The organism is Pseudomonas sp. OF001 (assembly GCF_904426495.1).
Taxonomy (GTDB): Bacteria; Pseudomonadota; Gammaproteobacteria; order Pseudomonadales; family Pseudomonadaceae; genus Geopseudomonas.
This window is the reverse complement of sequence record NZ_CAJGBM010000011.1, coordinates 1-22452: the sequence shown is the minus strand read 5'-3', so window position 1 is coordinate 22452 and position 22452 is coordinate 1. Positions and strand designations below refer to the sequence as shown.

The window sequence follows — 22452 nt, the reverse complement described above, 5'->3', positions numbered from 1 at the left end:
AAATGCTGAAGCGTTTTTTTGACCTCTCCACCAGTGCTATTGCCATCGCACTGATCTGGCCAATTCTACTGCTGATTTCAATCTGGATAAAACTGGATTCCAGCGGCCCTGTCTTCTTCCGACAGGAGCGTGTTGGCCGGCATGGAAGAACTTTCAGAATTTTCAAATTCCGCACAATGACTGTTGATGCCGAGAAAAAAGGTCTGCAACTGACCGTAGGAGGCGACAATCGAGTAACCAGAGCCGGAAAATTCCTGCGCAAGACCAAACTCGACGAACTCCCACAACTTTTCGACGTTCTCATCGGAAACATGAGCATAGTCGGACCTCGCCCTGAGGTTCCAAAGTACATTGATCAATATCCAGCCAGCATTCGTAAGCAGGTATTGTCTGTTCGCCCTGGGATCACAGACCGCGCATCAATTGAATTCAGAAATGAAAACGAGATCCTATCAAATTCCGCAGACCCAGAAAAATCCTACATAAATGAAATCCTCCCCATCAAGCAAAAATACTACATCGAATACGTAAACAAAAACAGCTTCCTAGGGGATCTTAAAATAATCTGGGAAACTGCTTTTGCAATAATCTCAAAATAGGAAACGCGCCAGCACAATCCAAAAAAGCTGAGCCGGGCATTAACAGAAAGGCAACGGCGGTCGTCCAAGCAGAATTCCCACAATTCGAAATTGCAGCAGATTTATTTTCTGCCGACCGCCCGCATTCAGTCGCGCGTAGGAAAATTTAATTACTATTAAGCTTCAACTACCACCCATGATGCTCGTGCCACAGCTCTATCCACAAGAACCTGTGGCTTGCAAGCTACACCCGACGTAAGGCCTTAGTCGCAAACCTTGTTATAAACCGGGCAATCCGCCGGCTATCTGACTCTCTCGCCTGGTGGGGCTAATTTTCCAGCCGGACATTCTTAGTCCTCGTAGGCATTCTCTACAGTAACTCAGCGGCAGGCAAGAGGGAAAATTCAGTGACGCTCATCACACTTCTTCCATCATCAGAAGCTTCGATGGCATAATTCATGTGCTTTTTTTACCGTTCCAACTCACTTTTTTCGCTTGGCTCACAACCTCAAGCTTGGGTATGGCTTAAAACTTCAAGGATCGCCAAATGAAAGGAAATCTACCGGCCCTACGTCAGCAGCTGCTTAATCTCCCGCGCGCCAAGAAGCGCCTCCTGCAGGTGGTGGTCGATGTAATGCTGCTCTGGTTGGCTCTCTGGCTGGCGTTTTATATCCGCCTCGACGACATGAGCCAGGTGGAGCCGCTTGGCCACCATGCCTGGCTGTTCCTCGCCGCGCCGCTGGTGGCCCTGCCGCTGTTCGTGCGCCTGGGCATGTACCGCGCGGTGATGCGCTACCTGGGCAACGAGGCGCTGGTCTCCATCGGCAAGGCGGTGACCCTTTCCGCCCTGCTGCTGGCTCTGGTGATCGTCCTCTGGGGCGACACTCCGGCGCTGGTACCGCGCTCCATCGTCTTCAACTACTGGTGGCTCAGCCTGCTGCTGATCGGCGGCCTGCGCGTGGCAATGCGCCAGTACTTCACCGGCGACTGGTTCAACCTGGCCAGCCTCTCCTTCCGCTCACAGGATGGTGACCAGCCCAGGGTGGCGATCTACGGTGCCGGCATTGCCGGCAACCAGCTGGTCAAGGCGCTGCGCATGGACCGCACCATGCGCCCGGTGGCCTTCATCGACGACGACCGCAGCCTGGCCAAGCGGGTGATCGCCGGCCTGCCGGTGTACCGCCCGCGGCAGATTCAGCGCATGCTCGAGGAAACCGGCGCCGAGGAGATTCTCCTCGCCATTCCTTCGGCTTCGCGCGTGCGGCGCCGCGAGATTCTCGAGATGCTCGAGCCGCTGCCGGTACACGTGCGCTCGATTCCCGGCTTCATGGACCTGGCCAGCGGCAAGGTCAATGTTTCCGATCTGCAGGAAGTGGACATCGCCGACCTGCTCGGCCGTGACCCGGTGGCGCCGCAGGCCGTGCTGTTCGAGCGCTGCATCCGCGGCCAGGCCGTGATGGTGACCGGCGCAGGTGGTTCCATCGGCTCGGAGCTGTGCCGCCAGATCGTCGGCAGCGAACCGACCACGCTGATTCTCTACGAGCACTCGGAATTCAACCTGTACAGCATCCATACCGAACTGGAGCAGCGCATCCGCCGCGAGGGGCTCAAGCTGCGGCTGGTGCCGATCCTCGGCTCGGTACGCAATGCCGGGCGCATGCTTGATGTGATGCGCAGCTGGCGGGTCGATACCGTCTACCACGCCGCAGCCTACAAGCATGTGCCGATGGTCGAGCACAACATCGCCGAGGGCGTGCTGAACAATACCCTGGGTACCCTGCACACGGCGCAGGCGGCGCTGCGCGCCGGCGTGCCCAATTTCGTGCTGGTCTCCACCGACAAGGCGGTGCGCCCGACCAACGTGATGGGCAGCACCAAGCGCATGGCCGAGCTGGTGCTGCAGGCGCTGGCACGGGAAAAGCAGGTGGCGCTCTACGAGGTGCCGGGCGAGGCTCCGGTGACCAACCGCACCCGCTTCACCATGGTGCGTTTCGGCAACGTGCTGGGTTCGTCCGGCTCGGTGATCCCGCTGTTCCGCGAGCAGATCAAGCGCGGCGGCCCCATCACCGTGACCCATCCGGAAATCACCCGCTATTTCATGACCATCCCCGAGGCCGCGCAACTGGTGATCCAAGCCGGCGCCATGGGCGAAGGTGGCGACGTGTTCGTGCTGGACATGGGCGAGCCGGTGAAGATCGCCAAGCTGGCGGAGAAGATGATCCATCTCTCCGGCCTCAGCGTGCGCTCGAAGGACAACCCAGTGGGCGACATCGCCATCGAGTTCACCGGCCTGCGCCCTGGCGAGAAGCTCTACGAGGAGCTGCTCATCGGCGACAACGTGCTGCCCACCGATCACCCGATGATCATGCGCGCCAACGAGGACTACATCTCCTGGAGCGAGCTGAAGGTACTGCTGCGTGCGCTGGTCGATGCCATCAAGGCCGATGACTTCCTCGGCGTACGCGAGCTGCTGTTGCAGATGGTCAGCGGTTATACCCCGGAAGCCGAGATCGTCGACCTGATCTACCGCCAGCGCGGCGGGGCTGCGGCCATCCCGCAGATTCCGCTGGTGACTCCGCGCCCACAGGTGGTACACAAGGCCTCGTAGGGATTTCCTCCCGTAGAGGCTCGATCCACCCGCGCAGTTTTCCCTCAACTCAGCTCATGGACGATTGGCCGTGTTCAAAAAAATCCTGGTAACCGGCGGGGCCGGCTATATCGGCTCGCATACCTCTCTCGCCCTGCTCGAAGCCGGCTTCGACGTGGTGGTGCTGGACAACCTCTGCAACAGCTCGGTCGAATCGCTGCACCGTATCGAAGGCATCTGCGGCAGGGCGCCGCTCTTCATACAGGGCGACATTCGTGATCGCACCTTGCTCGACGAGATATTCGCCAACTACAAAATTGACGCCGTACTCCACTTCGCCGGCCTCAAGGCCGTCGGCGAGAGCGTGCGCGAACCGTTGGCCTATTACGAGAACAATGTCGCCGGCAGCGTGACGCTCTGTCAGGCCATGGCCCACGCCGGGGTTTTCCATCTGGTATTCAGCTCCTCGGCCACCGTGTACGGTGAGCCTCGCCAGATGCCCATTCGCGAGGACTTCCCCACCGGCATCCCCACCAATCCCTACGGCCGCTCCAAGCTGATGGTTGAGGAGGTGCTGCGTGATCTTGCCAAGTCCGATTCGCGCTGGAGCATCGCCCTCCTCCGCTACTTCAATCCGGTCGGCGCTCACCACAGCGGGGTGATCGGCGAGGATCCGAACGGCATCCCCAACAACCTGCTGCCATACATTACCCAAGTCGCCATCGGCAAGCTCAGGGAGCTTGCCGTGTTCGGCGACGACTATCCGACCTGTGACGGTACGGGCGTGCGCGACTACATCCACGTGGTCGATCTCGCCGACGGCCACCTCAAGGCACTGCAGGCGATCTCGGACGGGAGCGGTGTGCACGTCTGGAACCTGGGTACCGGAATCGGTTACAGCGTGCTGGAGATGGTACGGGCCTTCGAGCAGGCATCCGGTCGCCCGGTACCCTATCGCATCGCTCCGCGCCGTCCTGGCGACATCGCCGAGTGCTGGGCCGATCCGGGCAAGGCCGCGCATGAGTTGGGTTGGAAGGCCGAGCGTGGCATAGACACGATGATGGCCGATGCTTGGCGCTGGCAGTCGACCAACCCGCGGGGATACGCCGGCTGATCGCTGCTCCCCCGACCGGTATCGGCGGCCATTGTGTTTTCGGCCCGCTGCACGGCCGGACCTGCGCGCAGCGAAGGGCTACAATCGCGACAATCGCTTCCTGCCCCGGTCTTGATCATGCAACGCAAGAAACTGCCCATCGGCATCCAGACCTTCCGCGAGATTCGTGAGGAGGGCTATTACTACGTCGACAAGACCGCGATAGCACTGCAACTGATCGACGAGGGCAAGTACTACTTCCTCTCCCGCCCGCGCCGCTTCGGCAAGAGCTTGTTCATCGATACCCTGGCCGAACTGTTCGCCGGCAACGAGCCGCTGTTTCGCGGCCTGGCGGCGCATGACCAGTGGGACTGGAGCCGGCGCCATCCGGTGATCCGCATCAGCTTCGGGGGCGGCGTGCTGACCAGCCTGGCCGCGCTGGAGCAGCGTAGCCGCGAACTGCTGCAGGAGCAGCAGGAACGCCTGGGGATCGTCTGCCGCAGCCAGTCGCTGGCTGGCATCCTCGCCGAACTGATCCGCCACGCCAGCACCGCGGCCGGCGAGCGGGTGGTGGTGCTGGTCGACGAGTACGACAAGCCGATCCTCGACAACCTCGGCCGCCCGGAGATTGCCCGCGAGATCCGCGACGAGCTGCGCAACCTGTATTCGGTGATCAAGGACAGCGACGCCCATATCCGCTTCGCCATGCTCACCGGCGTGTCCAAGTTCAGCAAGGTCAGCCTGTTCTCCGGGCTGAACAACCTCAACGACATCACCATCGATGGCCGCTATTCGGCGATCTGCGGTTATACCGACGCCGATGTGGACCAGGTGTTCGCAGCGGAGCTGCCGGGACTGGATCGCGACGAGATCCGCGCCTGGTACAACGGCTACAACTGGACCGGCGAGTCGGTCTACAACCCCTTCGACCTGCTGTTGCTGTTCCAGAAGCGCGAGTTCCGCCCGTTCTGGTTCGAGACTGGCACGCCGACCTTCCTGGTCGACCTGCTCACCCAGCGGCAGACCTTCACCCCGGATCTGGAGCAGATGGTGGCGCTGGAGTCGCTGCTGTCGAGCTTCGATGTCGACCACATCCCGACCGAGGCGCTGATGTTCCAGGCGGGCTACCTGACCATCGACTCGGTGCGCCGCCTGCCGGGCCTGATGCAGATGCGCCTGCGCTATCCCAACCAGGAAGTGCGCAGCAGTCTGAACGGGGCTCTGCTGCAGGCCTGGTCGGACGATCCGGCGCGCCACGGCATCCATGTGCCGCAGCTGTACGATCTGCTGCAGGCCAACGACTTCGCCGGCCTGCAGGCGCTGTTCAGCGCCTTCTTCGCCAGCGTTCCCCACGACTGGTACCGCAACAACCCCATCGCCCGATACGAGGGTTACTACGCCAGCGTGTTCTACAGTCACTTCGCCGCGCTGGGCCTGGATATCCGCCTGGAGGACACCACCAACCGCGGGCGCATCGACATGGCCGTGCTGTTCAACGGCAACGCCTACCTGTTCGAATTCAAGGTGGTCGAGCTGGTGCCCGAGGGCCATGCCTTGGAGCAGCTCAGGGCGCGCGGCTACGCCGACAAGTACCGCGCCCGCGGCGAGCCCATCCACCTGATCGGCGTGGAGTTCAGCCGCGACAGCCGCAGCGTGGTGGGCTTTGCCACGCAGCCCCTGCAGTCCGGATGCGCGTAGCCGTGCGCATGCCGCCCGCCGCGCCTCACTCGAACGCTGCGGACCGGCGCCGCGGGTTGCTGTGCTGGTTGGCCAGCACGGCAATCGCGCAGAGCGCCACGAAGCTGGCGGCGTTGGCGGGAATCTGCAGGTTGAAGTCGACGCTGGAGTGGATGCCGATGGCGACGATGCCCATCGCCGCGCCGAAACCGACGCCGCTGCGGTACAGCGACTCGCGCCGCCACAGGGCCTGCAGGGCACGCCACAGCGCCAGCAGCACGAACGCCGCCAGCGGCAGCGTGCCGATCAGGCCGTACTCGATGACGAACTGGATGTAGTCGTTGTGGGCGTGATCGAAGTGGTTGCGCACGTCCTCGCCCGCATACCTGGGGAACACTGCCTCGAAGCTGCCGGCGCCCTGCCCGACCAGCGGCTTGTCCATCATCAGCGGCACCGTGTAGGCGAATACGTCGTCACGGATTTCGTTGGCCCGCTGGACTACCTGCCCCTCGACCACCACGTCGTTCAGGCGCGTCTCCACCAGGCGATCCCTCAGGCGGTCGAAACCGAAGTACTGACTGATCACCAGCATGTCGATCAGGACGAGGCTGGCGAGGATCAGGCCGTTGCGCAGCCGATGCTCGCGGTTGAGCAGGATGAAGACCGCACCGACCACCATCAGGCTGGCGAAGAAGGCCATGTTGCCCATGCGCGAGCGGGTCATCACCAGGGCGATCACCATCACTACCAGCGCCAGGCGCAGGCGCGCCTTCGGCCCCATCAGCAGCTCGAGCAGGTTCACCCAGCGGAACGGCTGGCCATCGCGCAGCGCCAGCAGCAGGCCGATGCCGCAGGCCAGGGTCATCTCCAGATAGCCGGCCAGGTGGTTGCGGTTGACGTAGGTGCCGCTGGTCACTTCCGCATGACCGAACCCCATGGAGGCCAGCAGGCCTTCGCTGCCGGACAGTGTCATGAAGGCGCCATAGAAGGCCTGGAAGGTACCGCTGATCACCACGACACTGAGCAGCAGGGTCAGGCGCCGGCGGGTATGGAACAGGCTGACGACCATCAGGAACAGCAGGCTGTAGGCGAGGCCGAGCATCAGGTACTGGAAGGTTGCACCGACATCCACCGTCAGCCCGCCGAGCCACTGCACCGCCACCCAGGCCTGGCTCGACAGCAACAAAGCGAACATCGGCAGTGCCGGTCTGAGTGCCTTGCTCGCCGGCAGGGCGTTACGCCACAGGGCGACACCCCAGACGCAGCCGATCAGGCCGACCAGTGCCGCCAGCAGCCCCATCGACCAGTCGCGATTGCTGCCCAGCGGCAGCGGCAGCCACACCAGCAGGATCAGGACCGAGGCGACCAGGACGCGCTCGAGGCGATTGGAATTCTGAAGCATTGTGCGGGATCATCCGTACGCGGCGGCCGGCTCGTTCGCCGACCTGCCAGGGTCTGAAAAAGGCACGGCAGTATAAGGAACATCCCTTCCTCCACCAACCGACTGGTACACGATGCTCTTCCGTATTCCCCGCGCGCTCTGGATCCTGGCCTTCGCCGTCTGCACGGCGAGCGTGCTGGTCCTGGCGCTGATGAAGAATCCTTCGGCAATGTTCAGCACCGGCTGGGACAAGGGCAATCATGTCCTGGCCTTCGCCGTGCTCACCTTCCTCGGGCGCATGGCCTTTCCCGGACAGCGCCTGCTCCTGCTGCTCGGCCTGCTGGGCTACGGCGTGCTGATCGAGAACCTGCAGCTGATGACCGGCTACCGCTTCGGCGAATACCAGGATCTGCTGGCGGACGTGACCGGCATGCTGATCGGCTATCTGCTGGCGGTGCCCATGACCCGCAGGCTGCCGGCGCAGCAGTAGCTGCCTCGATCGCCCGCCAGGGACATCCGCGCGCAACCAGGGCGCGGGCGCTCCGCGGCGGCGTGCCGGCCACTGATCTGGGTCAAATCCCCAGCACGGCACTCAGGCACCATCGGCTCCGTCCACAAGAACAACCCGGCGGAGTCGTGCCATGAACCATACCCCCTACCAACTGCTCGGCGGCGAGGAAGGCGTGCGCCGCCTGTGCGATGCCTTCTACGACTGCATGGATCAGCTGCCGGAGGCGGCGGACATCCGGCGCATGCACGGCGAGGACCTGTCGGGGATCCGCCAGAAGCTGTTCGAGTTCCTCTCCGGCTGGCTGGGCGGGCCGCCCCTGTATGCGCAGAAGTACGGCAGCATCTGCATGACCGGCCCGCACCGCCCGTACGCCATCGGCCCGAAGGAGCGCGACCAGTGGCTGCTGTGCATGAGCCGGGCGCTGGAGCGGGTCGGCGCCAGCGACGAGGTCAAGGCGATGCTCGAGCGGCCGATGCATGCCATCGCCGACATGATCCGCAACCGCGAGAGCTCCGCGAGCGCCTGAGCCGCGGATCGCCCCGAAACCCCGCCCAGCCCGGCTGCGCGGGGTTTTCTTTGGCCGAAGAAACGCGACTGTCACGGAAAATTCATCGAACTGCAGGCTTTTTCACGACTTGCATCAACAAAACCCTGCATGGCGTTGCCTAGTCTGGACTCGTCAGTCGCCGCTGCCCGCTGGCGGGCCGCACGACACGAGATGCCAACGACCAGGAAGGTACGCCCATGCACATTCGCACCCTCGCCCCCCCTCTCCCTCCTGCTGGCGGCCCTGGCCGGCTCGGCCGTGGCCGGCAATGTCGTCGAGGGCACCTACGACATGACCACCGAGGCCATGGGCGTGAAGGTCCGCAGCACGACCGTCGAGCTGACCCCGGAGTACATCCGCGAGGGCGACAACAAGCTGGCCATCGCCGAATGGGTCCACCGCGACGGCTACGTCACCGCCCGCGACGGCAAGGGCAATACCCTGCTGCATGCCCGCGTCGAGGACGGCGGCGACACCCTGATCCAGCAGATCGAAGGCATCGGCACCGCCACCTTCACCCGCATCGACTGAACCTTGGGGCGGCGCCACCCGCGGGTGGCGCAGGCAAGCAAAAGGGGGATTGCCTTGCGGCAATCCCCCTTTGTTCATTGCGAAGCGACTCAGACCATGCTCGGGTCCGGCTCCAGGCCCATCAGCTCGCGGCCGAGGATCTGCGCGCAGACGTCGTAGTCGGTGTAGGCGTGCGCGCCGGTCATGTGCGAGTCGCGGAACAGGCGCTGGATCTCGCTGTTCTCGAACCAACTGGTGGCGCCGGCGGCCTCGAACAGGCGGTCGACGGCGGCGATGCACATCTTCACCGCGTAGGCCTGGTTGGTGCGCCAGTAGGCCAGCTTCTCGCGGCTCGGGTACTCGTGGCGCTCGCCGTACTCGGCGTGCTCTTCCCAGGTCTTCTCGAGGAAGGCGCGGGCGGCGGCGACCTGGTGGGTCGACTCGGCCAGACGCATCAGCGCCGGGGTGGCGGCACCGACAGCGGCGCCGGTGTAGGCGCGCACGCGGTTCTTCTGCTTCTCCTTGAAGGCGACCAGCATGCGCTCGGCGATGCCCAGGCTGATGGCGGCGAAGCCGCAGGCGAAGTACGGGCGGTACGGGGTGTAGAAGATCTTGCTGTCCGGATACAGACCGAAGCCGGCGGACTTGCCTTCCATCATGTCCTTGGCCGCCTGGATGCGGTGGTTGGGGATGAAGGCGTTCTTGATCACCAGGGTCTTCGAGCCGCTGCTGCGCATGCCGACCGAGAACCAGTCGTCGCGGATCTCGTAGTCGCTGCGCGGCAGCACGCCGAAGCTGTACACCAGCTCGCCCTCGGCGTTCTTGCGGCGCATGCCGACGATGGCCCACTCGGCGTGGTCGCAGCCGCTGCTCCAGCCCATCTCGCCGCTGAGCAGCACGCCGCCCTCGGCTTCCTCGATGGTGCTGAACGGCGCGATGCTGCTGCTGGCGGTGGCATCGGGGTTGTCAGCCCAGATCTCGTCCTGCAGCTGCTTGGGGAACATGGCCAGCTGGTGGCTGTGGGTGCACAGCAGGCTGAAGGCCCAGGCGGTGCCGCCGCAGGCGCCGGCCAGCGCGGCCACGCAGTCGGTGAATTCCGGCAGGGAGATTTCCAGACCGCCGTAGGCCTTGGGCTGGAAGGCGCGGTGCATGCCGATGCTCTTCAGCAGAGCGATGTTCTCGTCCGGGACCTTGCGCTCGAGCTCCGCGCGGGCGGCGTTGGCTGCGATGGCCGGCAGGATGGTTTGCAGTTTCTCGAGAAGGGGGTTCGCTCTTTTCATGGCTGTCTGTCTATACCGGTCGATACTTATTGTGTCTGCCGCCACCTGCGGGTCGCGGCAAATGCCCAACTGCCAGGATCAATTCAGTCTGGTCGATCCGCAGGCACTCTGCCTGCGCGCTTCCAGTAATCCGGGGCGCATTATGTGATGGCATCGACGGTGACAGAATGCACCTTTCATAGACAAGATTGCATTTTTCATGGAACCGCCCGACACCTGCCGGCCCTTCGGCCACGCCGCGGGGCAGGTGGAAACCTCTGCGATCCCGCCGCAAGCAGCTGATTTCGCACGAGATGGTTGCAGGGCTGCGCATCCGACCAGGCGCTGACGAGCCTCCTCCCGGGATGGCTTGCACAAATCACGGCGAGCGTCGCGCTGCCGGGCGAATCTCGGTCCGGTCGGCGACCGTCCATCGGCAGCCGAGGATGCCGCCGGCCCGCAAGCGGGAACGGCGCCGCGCCAGGCTGTCTAATATTTGCACAGAGCTTCCTCCCGGAGGTGTCGCCATGCATCGCCGCCATCTGCTGCGGGCCATCGCCCTGCTGCCCGCCTGGGCACTGCTGGAGCGCGGCATCCGCCCGGCGCGGGCAACGCCCCTCGCCACGGTTGCCCGGCTGGACAAGCCGCCCGAGGAGTGGCGTGCCCTGCTGCCGCCGGCAGCGTGGCGCGTGCTGTTCGAGGAGGACACCGAGCCGGCCGGCAGCAGCCCGCTGAACGACGAACACCGCGACGGCACCTTCGTCTGCGCCGCCTGCTACCTGCCGCTGTTCGACAGCCGCCACAAGTACGACAGCGGCACCGGCTGGCCGAGCTTCACCCAGCCGCTCGACCCCGCGCACATCGGGCGCCGGCGCGACTTCAGGCTGTTCTGGCCGCGCAGCGAATACCACTGCGCGCGCTGCGGCGGGCATCAGGGGCATGTGTTCGACGACGGCCCGCCGCCGCGCGGCGAGCGCTGGTGCAACAACGGCCTGGCGCTGCACTTCGTGCCGCGCGAGGAACCCCTGCCGGAGCTGAGGAGCTGAGCATGCGCAGACAGGTCAGGGCGGGGCTGCGCGCCCTGCTGACGGGAGCCGCCCTGCTCGGTGCCCTGTCGCTGGCGAGCGCGGGCGAGACGCCCACGGCGACGCCCGAGGCGGGCGCCACGGCGATCTTCGCCGGCGGCTGCTTCTGGTGTCTGGAAGCGGATTTCGACAAGGTGCCGGGAGTGCTGTCCACCACCTCGGGCTATACCGGCGGCACGCTGGCCAACCCGAGCTACGAGCAGGTCTCGGCCGGCGGCAGCGGCCATCTGGAGGCGGTGCTGGTGCGCTACGACCCGACGCGGACCAGCTACGCCAGACTGCTGGAGGCCTTCTGGCCGAACATCGACCCGCTGACCGCCACCGGCCAGTTCTGCGACATCGGCGCGCAGTACCGCAGCGCGATCTTCTATACCGACGCCGAGCAGCGACGCCAGGCCGAGGCCTCCAGGGCGGCGCTGCAGGCCTCCGCGCGCTTCGACCGGCCCATCGTCACCGAGATCCTCCCCGCCGGCACTTTCTATCCGGCCGAGGAGTACCACCAGGACTACGCGCGTCGCAATCCGCTGCGCTACCACTTCTACCGCAGCCGCTGCGGACGCGACGCCCGCCTGCAGGAGCTGTGGGGCTCGCCACGGTGAGGGCTCAGCGCAGCTCGATGCCCTGCTCGTGGATGACGATCAGGCCCTGCTTGTACAGGCCGCCGATGGCCTTCTTGAAGTTGCCCTTGCTCACCCCGAACAGGCGGGCGATTTCCTCCGGCGGGCTCTTGTCGGAGAGCGCCAGGCGGCCGCCGGCCGCACGCAGCTGGGCGAGGATCTGCTCGCCCAACTGGTCGCCCGCCTGGCGGCCGACCGGCTGCAGGCTCAGGCTGATCTTGCCGTCGGCGCGCACTTCCTTGATGTAGCCGGTTTCCTGCATGCCGCTGCGGAGGAACTTGAACAGCTCGTTCTTGTGGATCAGCCCCCAGTGCTTGCCGTCGACGATGGCCTTGAAGCCCAGGTCGGTGCGCTCGACCACCAGCAGGTCGACGGCCTGGCCGCTCTGGTAGCTGGCCGGGGCGTTGTCCAGGTAGCGGTCCAGACGCGCGGTGGCGGTGATCCGCCGGGTGCGCGGGTCGAGGTAGACGTGCACCACGACGTAGTCGCCGACCTGCAGCGGGCGCTTCTCCTCGGAATGCGGCAGGAACAGGTCCTTGGGCAGCCCCCAGTCGAGGAACAGGCCGACGTGGTTGATCGCCACCACCTTGAGGCTGGCGAAACCGCCGACCTGCACCTTCGGCTTCTGCGTGGTGGCGATGATGCGGTCCTCGCTGTCCAGGTAGACGAACACGTTGAGCCAGTCGCCGATCTCGCTCGGTTCGCCCTTGGGCACGTAGCGCCTGGGCAGGAGGATTTCGCCATCCGGACCGCCGTCCAGATAGAGGCCGAAGTCGGTGTGCTTGACCACCTGCAGAGAATTGAACCGCCCGATCAGTGCCATGTCGCGTACCTTGATTGCCAGGGCGGGCATTCTAGCCGAGTTCACCGGCCCGATCGTGCCCGCCCGACGCCCAGACGCAGCGTTTTTCCCGACAGGAGCCACAGGTTGCCCGCCACCGCCGACGCTCCATGACAAGCCATTGATTTTCAAGGAAATAACCAGGCTATTGAGGCTGTTTCCAGACGCCGCCGGACGACTCTCAGACAAAAGGCTAGGTCCGCGCCTGCAGAAAGGATTTGCACCCGGACGCATTACCGCGTAGGGTGCTTCGCACTGTGTTGCTTGTGTCATCGTAATCGACTGATTCAGATCTTGATCCAATCAAACCTCGGTTTTACTGGCTCCTTGCACTCAGTTCCGACTCCGGGCAGTTCCGGCGTCGTAGTCAACACCGTCCAAGGAGACAATCATGTCCAACCGTCAAACCGGCACCGTCAAGTGGTTCAACGATGAGAAGGGCTTCGGCTTCATCACCCCGCAGAGCGGTCCGGACGTGTTCGTGCACTTCCGCGCCATCAAGGCCGACGGCTTCAAGACCCTGAAGGAAGGCCAAGCCGTTTCCTTCCTGGTCGTCCAGGGCCAGAAAGGCCTGCAGGCCGACGAAGTCCAGATCATCTGATCCGGCTTCCCGCCTCGCCAAAAGCCCCGCCCCGTGCGGGGCTTTTGCTTTTCCGGCTCTTTTGCCGCGCACCATCGATTTTCGCGAGAGACCTGCCATGTCGCTGAAACTCACCATCGTCGACCAGACGCCCGTCCACGGCGACCGCCCGGTCCGCGAGGCGCCCAACAGCTCGGTCGAGCTGGCCCGCGCCTGCGACGAGCTGGGCTACCACCGCTACTGGCTGGCCGAGCACCACAACAGCATCCAGTTCGCCAATCCCTGCCCGGAAATCATGGTCGCCCGCATCGCCAGCGCCACGCAGAACATGCGCATCGGCAGCGGCGGCGTGATGCTCACCCACTACAGCCCGTACAAGGTGGCCGAGGTGTTCCGCATGCTCGCCAGCCTGTTCCCCGAGCGCATCGACCTCGGCATCGGCCGCGCCCCGGGCGGCACCCCGCTGGCCTCCGCCGCCCTCGCGGCACCCTACGAGCAGCTCGAGGAAGATACCTTCCCGCAGCAGGCCGCCGAGCTGTGCGCCTTCCTGCGCAACGAGTATCCCGAGCGTCATCCCTACAGCCGCCTGCGCTGCCTGCCGGACAACGACCCGGCGCCGCAGCTGTGGATGCTCGGCTCCGGCGGCGGCAGCTCGTCGCTGGCCGGCTACCTGGGCATGGGCCTGTCGGTGGCCAAGTTCATCGCCCCGCAGGCCTGCACGCCGGCGATCTTCGCCAACTACGAGCGCCACTTCCGCGAGGCCGGGCACGAGCACAAGCCCGCGCGCATGCTGGCGCTGGCGGTGATCTGCGCCGAGACCGAGGAAGAAGCCAGGCGCATCGCCAGCACCGCCGCCTGGCGCAAGATGATGACCGGCCGCGGCGCCCGCGAGCCGCTGCTCAGCCCCGAGGAGATCGACCAGCGTCGCCGCCAGCTCAGCCCCGGCGACCTGGCCGAGCTGGACGCCACCCGCGACGCCATGGTGGTCGGCACCCCGGAGCAGTGCTGGGAACAGTTCCACGCCCACGCCCGCGACTACCAGCTCGACGAACTGGGCCTGGTCACCGTGACCCACAGCTTCGCCGACCGCCTGAACAGCTACCGCCTGCTGGCAGCGGCGCGCTGAGCCCGACCGGCGGACGGCGCACGCTGCAGCCGTTCGCCGGCGGATGTTCGGGCAATGTTTTGCGGATCCCGGCATGTTGCGCAAAAAATGAGCGCCGATCCGTGTATAATGGGCGGCCTTTTTCGCTTCAGGCAGGAGACTCCTCATGCAAAGCAAACCCGGCTCATCCAAGCAGAAGACCGTCCCCGTCCCCTCCGCCGAAGCCCGCCGCCAGCTCGAAGAGCAGATGGCCGCCTTCCTGAAGGCCGGCGGCGAAGTCCAGCAGATCCCCCGCGGCGTCAGCGGCCAGACCTACGGCAGCTCGCGCCAGATCACCATCAGCAAGAAGTGACCCCATGACCGATCCCGTCCGCCTGTCCAAGCGCCTCGCCGAACTGCTGCCCTGCTCGCGCCGCGAGGCCGAGCTGTACATCGAGGGCGGCTGGGTGGCGGTCGACGGGCAGGTGGTCGAGGAACCGCAGTTCAAGGTGACGGGACAGGCCATCGCCCTGCTCCCCGGCGCCCGCGCCGAATCCCAGCCGCCGGCGACCCTGCTGCTGCACAAGCCGGCCGGCGTGAGCTGCGAGCAGGCCAGCGAACTGCTCGGCGCCGCCAGCCGCGCCGCGGACGATGCCTCCGGGATGCGTCTGCTCAGGCGCCACCTGCAGCGCCTCAGCGTGCCGCTGGCACTGGAGCCGGAAGCCTCCGGCCTGCTGGTGCTGACCCAGAACTGGGGCGTGATCCGCAAGCTGACCGACGACTTCAGCAAGATCGAGCAGGAATACATCGTCGAGGTCGCCGGCACTCTCGAACCGCAGCAGCTCGCCCAGCTCAATCACGGCCTGAGCTATCAGGGCCGGGCGCTGGCACCGTGCAAGGTCAGCTGGCAGAGCGAGACCCGCCTGCGCTTCGCCCTCAAGGCACCGCAGCCGGGACAGATCGCCCATGTCTGCCGCAGCGTCGGCCTGCAGGTTCTGGGCATCCGCCGCATCCGCATCGGCCGGCTGGCCATGGGCAAGCTGCCATCGGGGCAGTGGCGCTACCTGGGCGCCAGCGAACGCTTCTGACAGTACGCCGAGCAGGCGTGCGCCACCCGATCAGCCGCCCCGCCAGGCCTACGGCTGCGCCAGCCCCAGGCGCAGCAGCTTGCCATCGCGCTCGTCGGTGAGCACATACACCCAGCCATCGGGCCCCACCCGCACGTCGCGGATACGCTTGTCCAGGGGCTCCAGCAGACGCTCCTCGCCCACCACCCGGTCGCCATCGAGGCTCAGGCGGATCAGCGCCTGCTGGGCCAGCGCGCCGATGAACAGGCTGTGCCGCCAGGCCGGGAAGCGCTCGGCGTCGTAGAAGGCCATGCCGCTGAGCGCCGGCGACTTCTTCCAGACGTGGTGCGGCGGCTCGGTGCCCGGCACCCTCTCGCCCTCGGCCTCGGGGATCGGCAGCAGGCTGTAGTTGATGCCGTGGGTTGCCCGCGGCCAGCCGTAGTTGCGTCCCGGCTGCGGGATGTTGATCTCGTCGCCGCCGCGCGGCCCATGCTCGTGGATCCATAGCCGGCCGGTCCACGGGTTGAGCGCCGCGCCCTGCGGGTTGCGGTGGCCGTAGGACCAGATCTCCGCCCGCGCGCCCGCACGGCCGACGAAGGGATTGTCCGCCGGAATGCGCCCGTCCGGGTGCAGGCGCACCATCTTGCCCTGCAGCTTGTCGAGGTCCTGGGCGGTGGCGCGCTGGTTGTTCTCGCCGAGGGTGACGAACAGGTAGCCGGCACGGTCGAACACCAGCCGCGAGCCGAAGTGCACGCCACTGGACAGCTTGGGCTGCTGGCGGAAGATCACCTGGAAGTCCTCCAGTGCCCCGAGATCGACGGACAGCCGGCCGCGACCGACCGCGGTGCCGGCCAGCCCGTCCACGCCGCGCTCGGCGTAGCTCAGGTAGACCAGGCGATCCGTGGCGAACTGCGGCGACAGGGCAATGTCGAGCAGGCCGCCCTGCCCCTGGGCAAACACCGCCGGCACTCCGGCCAGCGGTGCCGACAGCTCGCCCGCGGCGCTCACCCGGCGCAGCCGGCCGGGGCGCTCGGTGACCAGCAGGCCTTGGCCGTCCGGCAGGAAGGCCAGCGCCCAGGGATGCTCTAGGCCGCCGGCGACCTCCGCCAGCACCAGCGGGCCATGCTCGCTGTCCGGCAGCGGAGCGGCCTGCGCGGTCTCCAGCAGCGCGACCAGCCACAGCGCTCCGGCGGCGCGCAGGATGGATGCACGAACACTCATCGAACCTCTCCCTGTCAGGGGGCGGGGGCGGCCAGCCGCTCGGCAAGAAACTCGGCCAGCACCTGCGCATTGTTGAACCGCTCGTCGTGGGCGGCGTACAGCAGGGTCAGGGTGCCGGAGCGCGCCCGCTCCAGCAGCGGTTGCCAGAGCGCCGGCGCAGCCGCCAGCTCGGCCCGGTAGGCCGCGCGGAAGGCGTCGAAATGCTGCGGCTCGTGGGCGAAGGCGCGGCGCACGCCGTCCGAAGGTGCCAGCTCGCGCAGCCAGGCATCCAGCGCCAGTTCGGCCTTGCGACAGCCGCGCGGCCACAGCCGGTCGACCAGAACCCGATAGCCGTCATCCGCCGCCGCCGGCTGATAGACCCGCTTGCAGACGATCACCGCGCCACCCTCCCGCTCCTGCTGGTCCGGGCAAGGATAGACCAGCGCGCGGGGTTCACTCGGCCTGCGGCGTCTCCTGGCCCATGCAGCGCACGGCGCGCTTCTTGTTGTCGACCAGCACGCCGGTCAGGCCCTTCTGGTTGATGTCGAACAGCACCAGCACGCCGTCGATGCACTGGGCGACCTGGTCGGCCGGCTTGAGCGACACCTTGTAGTCCTCGCCGGGGATGGTCTTGAGCATGGTGTAGTCGCTCAGCAGCAGCGCGTCCTCGGGCTTGGCGATGTGCAGGTAGCCGTAGTAGCCGAGCACGGCGACCGTGCCGGCGACGCTGCCGATGGCGGTGAGGATCAGGGGGATGGGATTGCGCTCGCTCATGCAGATGGTTCCGGAACAATCGGGAGGAAAGGCACGACGGGCCGGCACGGCCCGTCAGAGGATGTTGGCGTAGTCGGCCTCGACGCGATCCAGGCTCAGGTGGTTGAGGAAGTTGGAGAAGCACATCCACGCCGACAGCGCGTTGAGGTCGCTGAACTGCGGCGGCAGGTACCTGGGCGGCACCACCAGGCCCTCGTCGACCAGCTGGCGCAGGGTGCGCATGTCCTCGAGGGTGGCCTTGCCGCAGAACAGCAGCGGGATCTGCTCCAGCTTGCCCTTGCGCACCGCGAGCTGGATGTAGTTGTAGATCAGGATGAAGCCCTTGAGGTAGGACAGGTCCTTGGTGAACGGCAGGCCGTCCGGCGTCGAGCCGCGAAACACGCGGATGGCGTTGGAATAGCTGTCCTCGGCCGTGTAGCCCTGCTCGCGGTAGAACTCGTAGATCTGCAGGAAATCGGCGCCTTCCTCGGCCATGTGGATGGCGCGGGTGCGGTTGGTCAGCTTGCGCAGCCGGGTCGGGTAGGAGGCGAAGGCGATCACCTCCATGAGGATCGCCAGACCTTCCTGGGTGATGGTCGACGACGGCGGGCCCTTGGCCAGGAAGGTGCAGATCGGCTGGTTGAGGCCGTTGAGGGTGGTGCCGACGTGCACCAGCCCCTCGTGCACCGCCAGCGCGCGGATGTCGCGCTGGTTGAACAGCGCGTCGGCGCGGATCTTGATGTAGTCGGCGCCGGCCGCGGCATCGGCGAGGATGCCGTCGGATTCGAACACCCGCACCACCGCCTCGTCGCCGAACACGCCGTTGAGCTGGCCCTGCAGCAGGGCCACCGCCTCGGTCGCGTTGAGGGTCTTGGGTTCGTCCTTGAGGTCGCTGCGGTCGGCGATGTTGTCCAGGTAGGTGGAGAACATCACGCCGAGGTCGGCCAGGGTCGGGTCGCCGGCATGGAAGGCATCGGAGGCCGAGCCGTACAGCTCCTGGGAGATCAGCCCGAAGTCGGGCGTGCCGCGCGCCTCGAGCATGCGGATCACCATGCGGTATTCCTTGCACATGCGCCGCATGATCTGCCCGACCGGGCTGAACTGGCCGAGCTGGCGCGTGATGTCGCGCTCGATCTGCTGGAACTGCTGCTTCTTGTCGTCGGGATCGAACGACAGCGGGCGGCCCTGGTAGTAGGCCCGGTCCACCGCCGGCAGCTTCTGCCCGCGCGCCTTGAGAAAGCCCTCGCGGATGCCGTCGTCCCACTTGATCGCATCCAGCACGCGGATCGGCGTCTGCGCCTCGACCAGGCGGTCGGACAGCGCGCGGATGGTCTGCCGGTATTCGGTATTCGCCTTGCTGCGGCTCATCGCTGCGCCCCGTTACTCGGTGACCCGCGCGAAGCGGGCGACCTCGCTGAACACGTCGCTGTTGGCCGGATCGTCGAGGAAACGGTAGACCCTGGGCAGCGCGCTGGCGATCAGCACGCCATCGCCCTCCGCGGTATCGACCGTCTGGCCCTCGAGCTCGCCGCGCGCCAGGGCGTCCTGCAGCTGCTCGATGTCCAGGCTGTAGAGCACCAGTTCGTCATCGTCGGTCAGCTCGAAGCCGCCGAAGGCGAAGTTGCCGCCCAGGCGCTCCGGAGCCGCTACCGACAGGTACCAGCGGCGACCATGCCGGGCGACGGTGAAGTCGTAGCCGCGCGCCTTGGCGCGGTTGTCCAGGCGCTCGCGCCAGGCCTCGGCGTGGTAGCCGCCATCGGCCTTGCGGGTGATCTCGAGGAAACGCTCCTCGCCCCACTCGTCCATGCCGGCCCAGGTGCCGAGCAGGTGTTTCGGCGCCGTTTCGCCGACCGGGATCGGCTCCTTGAAGGTGGCAAGGCAGCCGCCGAGCAGCAGGAAGGACAGCACAACAAGCACACGCATTGCGTTCATCGAGCACTCCTTGTTTCGACTGAAGTTCCTGCTGCCAGCGACCCGGCCAGGGCAGGTGGTGACGACGCACGCGGGCGCCGCACTGCCGGGTTCGACCACGGCAGGCGGCGCCTGATTCAACGTGCGCTCACGCCAGCATCTTATTGCTCGGCACGCATGTGCGGGAACAGGATCACGTCACGGATCGACGGCGAATCGGTCAGCAGCATGACCAGACGGTCGATGCCGATGCCTTCGCCGGCGGTCGGCGGCATGCCGTACTCGAGGGCGCGCACGAAATCGGCGTCGAAGTGCATGGCCTCGTCGTCGCCGGCGTCCTTGTCGCGCACCTGGGCGTGGAAGCGCTCGGCCTGATCCTCGGCGTCGTTCAGCTCGGAGTAGGCGTTGGCGATCTCGCGGCCGCCGATGAACAGCTCGAAGCGGTCGGTGACGCTCGGGTCCTCGTCGTTGCGGCGGGCCAGCGGCGACACCTCGAACGGGTACTTGGTGATGAAGGTCGGCTGCTCCAGCTTGTGCTCGACCAGCTCCTCGAAAATCATCACCTGCAGCTTGCCCAGGCCCTCGAAGCCGAGCACCTTGGCGCCGGCCTTCTTGGCGATGGCGCGGGCGGTGTCGATGTCCTGCAGGTCGGCGGCGCTGATTTCCGGGTTGTACTTGAGGATCGAGTCGAACACCGACAGGCGTGCGAACGGCTCGCCGAAGTGGAACACCTTGTCGCCGTAGGGTACGTCGGTGGTGCCGAGCACCGCCTGCGCCAGCTCGCGGAACAGTTCCTCGGTGAGGTCCATGTTGTCTTCGTAGTCGGCGTAGGCGTGGTAGAACTCGAGCATGGTGAACTCGGGATTGTGCCGGGTCGACACGCCTTCGTTGCGGAAGTTGCGGTTGATCTCGAAGACCTTCTCGAAGCCGCCGACCACCAGGCGCTTGAGGTACAGCTCCGGCGCGATGCGCAGGAACATCGGCATGTCCAGCGCGTTGTGGTGGGTCTCGAACGGCTTGGCCGCGGCGCCGCCGGGGATGGTCTGCAGCATCGGGGTTTCCACTTCGAGGAAACCGCGGTCGTTGAGGAAGCGGCGGATGTGGGCGATCACCTGGGAGCGCACGCGGAAGGTCTCGCGCACCTCCTCGTTGACGATCAGGTCGACGTAGCGCTGGCGGTAGCGGGTCTCGGTGTCGGTCAGGCCGTGGAACTTGTCCGGCAGCGGACGCAGCGACTTGGTCAGCAGGCGGGCTTCCTGCATGTCGACGTAGAGGTCGCCCTTGCCGGAGCGCGCCAGCACGCCGCTGACGCCGACGATGTCACCCAGGTCCCAGTGCTTGATGGCTTCCAGGGTCTCGGCCGCCAGGGTCTTGCGGTTGACGTACAGCTGGATGCGCCCGCTGGTGTCCTGCAGGACCATGAACGCGCCGCGGTTGAGCATGATGCGACCGGCCACGCTGACCTTGATCTGCTTGCCTTCCAGCTCTTCCTTGCCGGCCTCGGCGTACTGCTTCTGCAGGTCGCCGGCCTGGCTGTCGCGGCGGAAGTCGTTGGGGAAGGCAATCGCCTGGCTCTCGCGCACGGCGGCAAGCTTTTCCTTGCGCTGGGCGATCAGCTTGTTCTCTTCCTCGTGGATGGCGTGCTCGTTCAGCGGTTGTTCGCTCATGGTCGTCGTCTTTCCAAATTTGGCGTGGCTCGCGCCACATCCGGGATTTGCGCGGTGGATCGAACGCCCCCGCGATCGGCGGGGGCGCCGTGCATTACAGGCCCTGCTTGAGGCTGGCTTCCAGATACTCGTCCAGATCGCCGTCGAGCACCTTGTCGCAGTCGCTGCGCTCGACGCCGGTGCGCAGATCCTTGATCCGCGACTGGTCGAGCACATAGGAGCGGATCTGGTGGCCCCAGCCGATGTCCGACTTGGTTTCCTCCAGCGCCTGGGAGGCCTCGCGGCGCTTCTGCATCTCCAGCTCGTACAGCTTGGCGCGCAGCATCTTCATCGCGGTGTCGCGGTTGGCGTGCTGGGAGCGCTGGTTCTGGCAGCTGACCACGGTATTGGTCGGGATGTGGGTGATCCGCACCGCCGAGTCGGTGGTGTTGACGTGCTGGCCACCGGCACCGGAGGAGCGGTAGGTATCGGTGCGCAGATCGGCCGGATTGATGTCGATCTCGATGTTGTCGTCGATCTCCGGCGAGGCGAACACCGCGGAGAACGAGGTGTGGCGGCGGTTGCCGGAGTCGAACGGGCTCTTGCGCACCAGGCGGTGCACGCCGATCTCGGTGCGCAGCCAGCCGAAGGCGTACTCGCCGCGCACGTGCACGGTGGCGCTCTTGATGCCGGCGACCTCGCCCTCGGACAGTTCGACGATCTCGGCGTCGAAGCCGTGCTTGTCGGCCCAGCGCAGGTACATGCGCAGCAGGATGTTGGCCCAGTCCTGGGCCTCGGTGCCGCCGGAGCCGGCCTGGATGTCCAGGTAGCAGTTGCTGGCGTCCATCTCGCCGCTGAACATGCGGCGGAACTCGAGCTTCTCGAGGATCTCGCGCAGGCGGGCCACTTCGGCCTCGACGTCGGCCACGGCGCCCTCGTCGTTCTCCTCGACGGCCATCTCCAGCAGGTCGCTGCAGTCGGCCAGGCCGCCGGTCAGCTCGTCGAGGGTCTCGACGATCTGCGCCAGCATGGCGCGCTCACGGCCGAGATTCTGGGCGTACTCCGGATTGTTCCAGACGTTCGGGTCTTCCAGCTCGCGGTTGACTTCGGTCAGACGGTCATGCTTCTGATCGTAGTCAAAGATACCCCCGAATAGACTGGGTGCGGCTGGTCAGGTCCTTGATGGCGTTGAGGATCGGATTGATTTCCATGGCTGGCGTCACTCGCGGGCGGAACTGGAGAAAAGCGCAAAAGTATACGTCAGTCGGCGCGCGCTGGCAGCAGCGCCGCGACAAAGCACAGGACCTGATGGCTCCCACGCTCCGCGTGGGAGTCCGAGCCATGGACGCTCCGCGTCCAGCCGCAGGAGCGGCTGAACGCACGTGCCCACGCGGAGCACTCGTCGTTATACACAAGTCCCGGTGAGCGCGTCACGGGCCTCAAAAGCGATGACAAAGTCCCGCAACCGCTGCAGCCCGGTCCACATTGCCTTGGGGCCCGGTGGCCCATCGTGCTTGCGCCCCAA

23 protein-coding genes are annotated in these 22452 nt (G+C 65.9%); 13 read left to right on the top strand and 10 right to left on the bottom strand.

Features of this window, described 5'->3' with window-relative positions:
• Positions 1-2: 2 nt before the first annotated feature.
• The 4 genes from RA210_RS07800 (at position 3) to RA210_RS07785 (ending at position 5956) form a co-directional block, all read left to right on the top strand.
• Positions 3-599 (top strand): sugar transferase, encoded by a 597-nt coding sequence (locus tag RA210_RS07800; RefSeq protein ID WP_201485986.1) that lies wholly within the window; start codon positions 3-5, stop codon positions 597-599.
• A 526-nt stretch (positions 600-1125) separates the two neighbouring features.
• Positions 1126-3186: a polysaccharide biosynthesis protein gene (locus tag RA210_RS07795; RefSeq protein ID WP_201485985.1), complete on the top strand. Its 2061-nt coding sequence runs from the start codon at positions 1126-1128 to the stop codon at positions 3184-3186.
• 70 nt (positions 3187-3256) lie between these two features.
• Positions 3257-4279, top strand: a complete 1023-nt coding sequence (gene galE / locus RA210_RS07790) for a UDP-glucose 4-epimerase GalE (protein ID WP_236574674.1) — start codon at positions 3257-3259, stop codon at positions 4277-4279.
• A gap of 117 nt (positions 4280-4396) precedes the next feature.
• Positions 4397-5956, top strand: coding sequence for an ATP-binding protein (locus tag RA210_RS07785; RefSeq protein WP_236574673.1), 1560 nt, complete (start codon positions 4397-4399; stop codon positions 5954-5956).
• A 25-nt stretch (positions 5957-5981) separates the two neighbouring features.
• Here RA210_RS07785 and RA210_RS07780 read toward each other — a convergent pair whose 3' ends face one another.
• On the bottom strand, positions 5982-7337 hold the full coding sequence (locus RA210_RS07780) for an O-antigen ligase family protein (protein ID WP_201485984.1): 1356 nt from the start codon (positions 7335-7337) through the stop codon (positions 5982-5984).
• A gap of 112 nt (positions 7338-7449) precedes the next feature.
• On the opposite strand from RA210_RS07780, the gene RA210_RS07775 reads away from it, so the two are divergent.
• The 3 genes from RA210_RS07775 (at position 7450) to RA210_RS07765 (ending at position 8905) form a co-directional block, all read left to right on the top strand.
• Entirely contained in the window at positions 7450-7806 is a 357-nt protein-coding gene (locus RA210_RS07775; protein ID WP_136488000.1) for a VanZ family protein, read from the top strand.
• A 151-nt stretch (positions 7807-7957) separates the two neighbouring features.
• Positions 7958-8353: a group II truncated hemoglobin gene (locus RA210_RS07770; RefSeq protein WP_201485983.1), complete on the top strand. Its 396-nt coding sequence runs from the start codon at positions 7958-7960 to the stop codon at positions 8351-8353.
• Positions 8354-8632: 279 nt separating this feature from the next.
• A complete protein-coding gene (locus tag RA210_RS07765; RefSeq protein WP_201485982.1) occupies positions 8633-8905 on the top strand; it encodes a hypothetical protein in 273 nt (90 codons plus the stop codon).
• An 89-nt stretch (positions 8906-8994) separates the two neighbouring features.
• Here the strand turns inward: RA210_RS07765 and RA210_RS07760 are convergent, their stop codons facing one another.
• Positions 8995-10164, bottom strand: coding sequence for a p-hydroxyphenylacetate 3-hydroxylase oxygenase component (locus RA210_RS07760; protein ID WP_201485981.1), 1170 nt, complete (start codon positions 10162-10164; stop codon positions 8995-8997).
• A 506-nt stretch (positions 10165-10670) separates the two neighbouring features.
• Here RA210_RS07760 and msrB point away from each other — a divergent pair.
• Both msrB and msrA read left to right on the top strand, forming a co-directional pair.
• The gene (gene msrB, locus RA210_RS07755) at positions 10671-11189 is read left to right on the top strand and encodes a peptide-methionine (R)-S-oxide reductase MsrB (protein ID WP_201485980.1); all 519 of its coding nucleotides are present in this window, start codon (positions 10671-10673) and stop codon (positions 11187-11189) included.
• Between the two features lie 2 nt (positions 11190-11191).
• Positions 11192-11827, top strand: a complete 636-nt coding sequence (msrA, locus tag RA210_RS07750; protein ID WP_201485979.1) for a peptide-methionine (S)-S-oxide reductase MsrA — start codon at positions 11192-11194, stop codon at positions 11825-11827.
• 4 nt (positions 11828-11831) lie between these two features.
• On the opposite strand, the gene RA210_RS07745 is transcribed toward msrA, so the two are convergent.
• Positions 11832-12668: a CvfB family protein gene (locus RA210_RS07745; RefSeq protein ID WP_136488051.1), complete on the bottom strand. Its 837-nt coding sequence runs from the start codon at positions 12666-12668 to the stop codon at positions 11832-11834.
• Positions 12669-13077: 409 nt separating this feature from the next.
• Between RA210_RS07745 and RA210_RS07740 the strand changes: the two genes are divergently transcribed.
• From RA210_RS07740 to RA210_RS07725, 4 genes are all read left to right on the top strand, one after another.
• The gene (locus RA210_RS07740; RefSeq protein WP_090347369.1) at positions 13078-13287 is read left to right on the top strand and encodes a cold-shock protein; all 210 of its coding nucleotides are present in this window, start codon (positions 13078-13080) and stop codon (positions 13285-13287) included.
• Between the two features lie 97 nt (positions 13288-13384).
• A complete protein-coding gene (locus RA210_RS07735) occupies positions 13385-14392 on the top strand; it encodes an MsnO8 family LLM class oxidoreductase (protein WP_201485978.1) in 1008 nt (335 codons plus the stop codon).
• A gap of 145 nt (positions 14393-14537) precedes the next feature.
• Positions 14538-14723: a hypothetical protein gene (locus RA210_RS07730; RefSeq protein WP_136487993.1), complete on the top strand. Its 186-nt coding sequence runs from the start codon at positions 14538-14540 to the stop codon at positions 14721-14723.
• Between the two features lie 4 nt (positions 14724-14727).
• The gene (locus tag RA210_RS07725; RefSeq protein ID WP_136487992.1) at positions 14728-15438 is read left to right on the top strand and encodes an rRNA pseudouridine synthase; all 711 of its coding nucleotides are present in this window, start codon (positions 14728-14730) and stop codon (positions 15436-15438) included.
• Between the two features lie 48 nt (positions 15439-15486).
• Here the strand turns inward: RA210_RS07725 and RA210_RS07720 are convergent, their stop codons facing one another.
• From RA210_RS07720 to prfB, 7 genes are all read right to left on the bottom strand, one after another.
• Positions 15487-16638 carry a PQQ-dependent sugar dehydrogenase gene (locus RA210_RS07720; RefSeq protein WP_201485977.1) on the bottom strand — a complete coding sequence of 384 codons (1152 nt, stop codon included), beginning with the start codon at positions 16636-16638 and terminating at the stop codon, positions 15487-15489.
• Positions 16639-16652: 14 nt separating this feature from the next.
• A complete protein-coding gene (locus RA210_RS07715) occupies positions 16653-17015 on the bottom strand; it encodes a DUF488 domain-containing protein (protein WP_136487990.1) in 363 nt (120 codons plus the stop codon).
• A 55-nt stretch (positions 17016-17070) separates the two neighbouring features.
• Positions 17071-17391 carry a hypothetical protein gene (locus RA210_RS07710; protein WP_136487989.1) on the bottom strand — a complete coding sequence of 107 codons (321 nt, stop codon included), beginning with the start codon at positions 17389-17391 and terminating at the stop codon, positions 17071-17073.
• Positions 17392-17445: 54 nt separating this feature from the next.
• Complete coding sequence (locus tag RA210_RS07705; protein WP_201485976.1) at positions 17446-18738, bottom strand: flavohemoglobin expression-modulating QEGLA motif protein; 1293 nt, start codon at positions 18736-18738, stop codon at positions 17446-17448.
• Positions 18739-18750: 12 nt separating this feature from the next.
• The gene (locus RA210_RS07700; protein ID WP_201485975.1) at positions 18751-19302 is read right to left on the bottom strand and encodes a hypothetical protein; all 552 of its coding nucleotides are present in this window, start codon (positions 19300-19302) and stop codon (positions 18751-18753) included.
• 140 nt (positions 19303-19442) lie between these two features.
• Positions 19443-20948: a lysine--tRNA ligase gene (lysS, locus tag RA210_RS07695; RefSeq protein WP_201485974.1), complete on the bottom strand. Its 1506-nt coding sequence runs from the start codon at positions 20946-20948 to the stop codon at positions 19443-19445.
• 94 nt (positions 20949-21042) lie between these two features.
• Positions 21043-22138, bottom strand: a protein-coding gene (prfB, locus tag RA210_RS07690) for a peptide chain release factor 2 (RefSeq protein ID WP_136487985.1) whose coding sequence is annotated in 2 segments (ribosomal slippage) — positions 21043-22065 and positions 22067-22138 — 1095 coding nt in all. Because the reading frame shifts where the segments join, the coding sequence is not laid out codon by codon here.
• Positions 22139-22452: the final 314 nt, after the last annotated feature.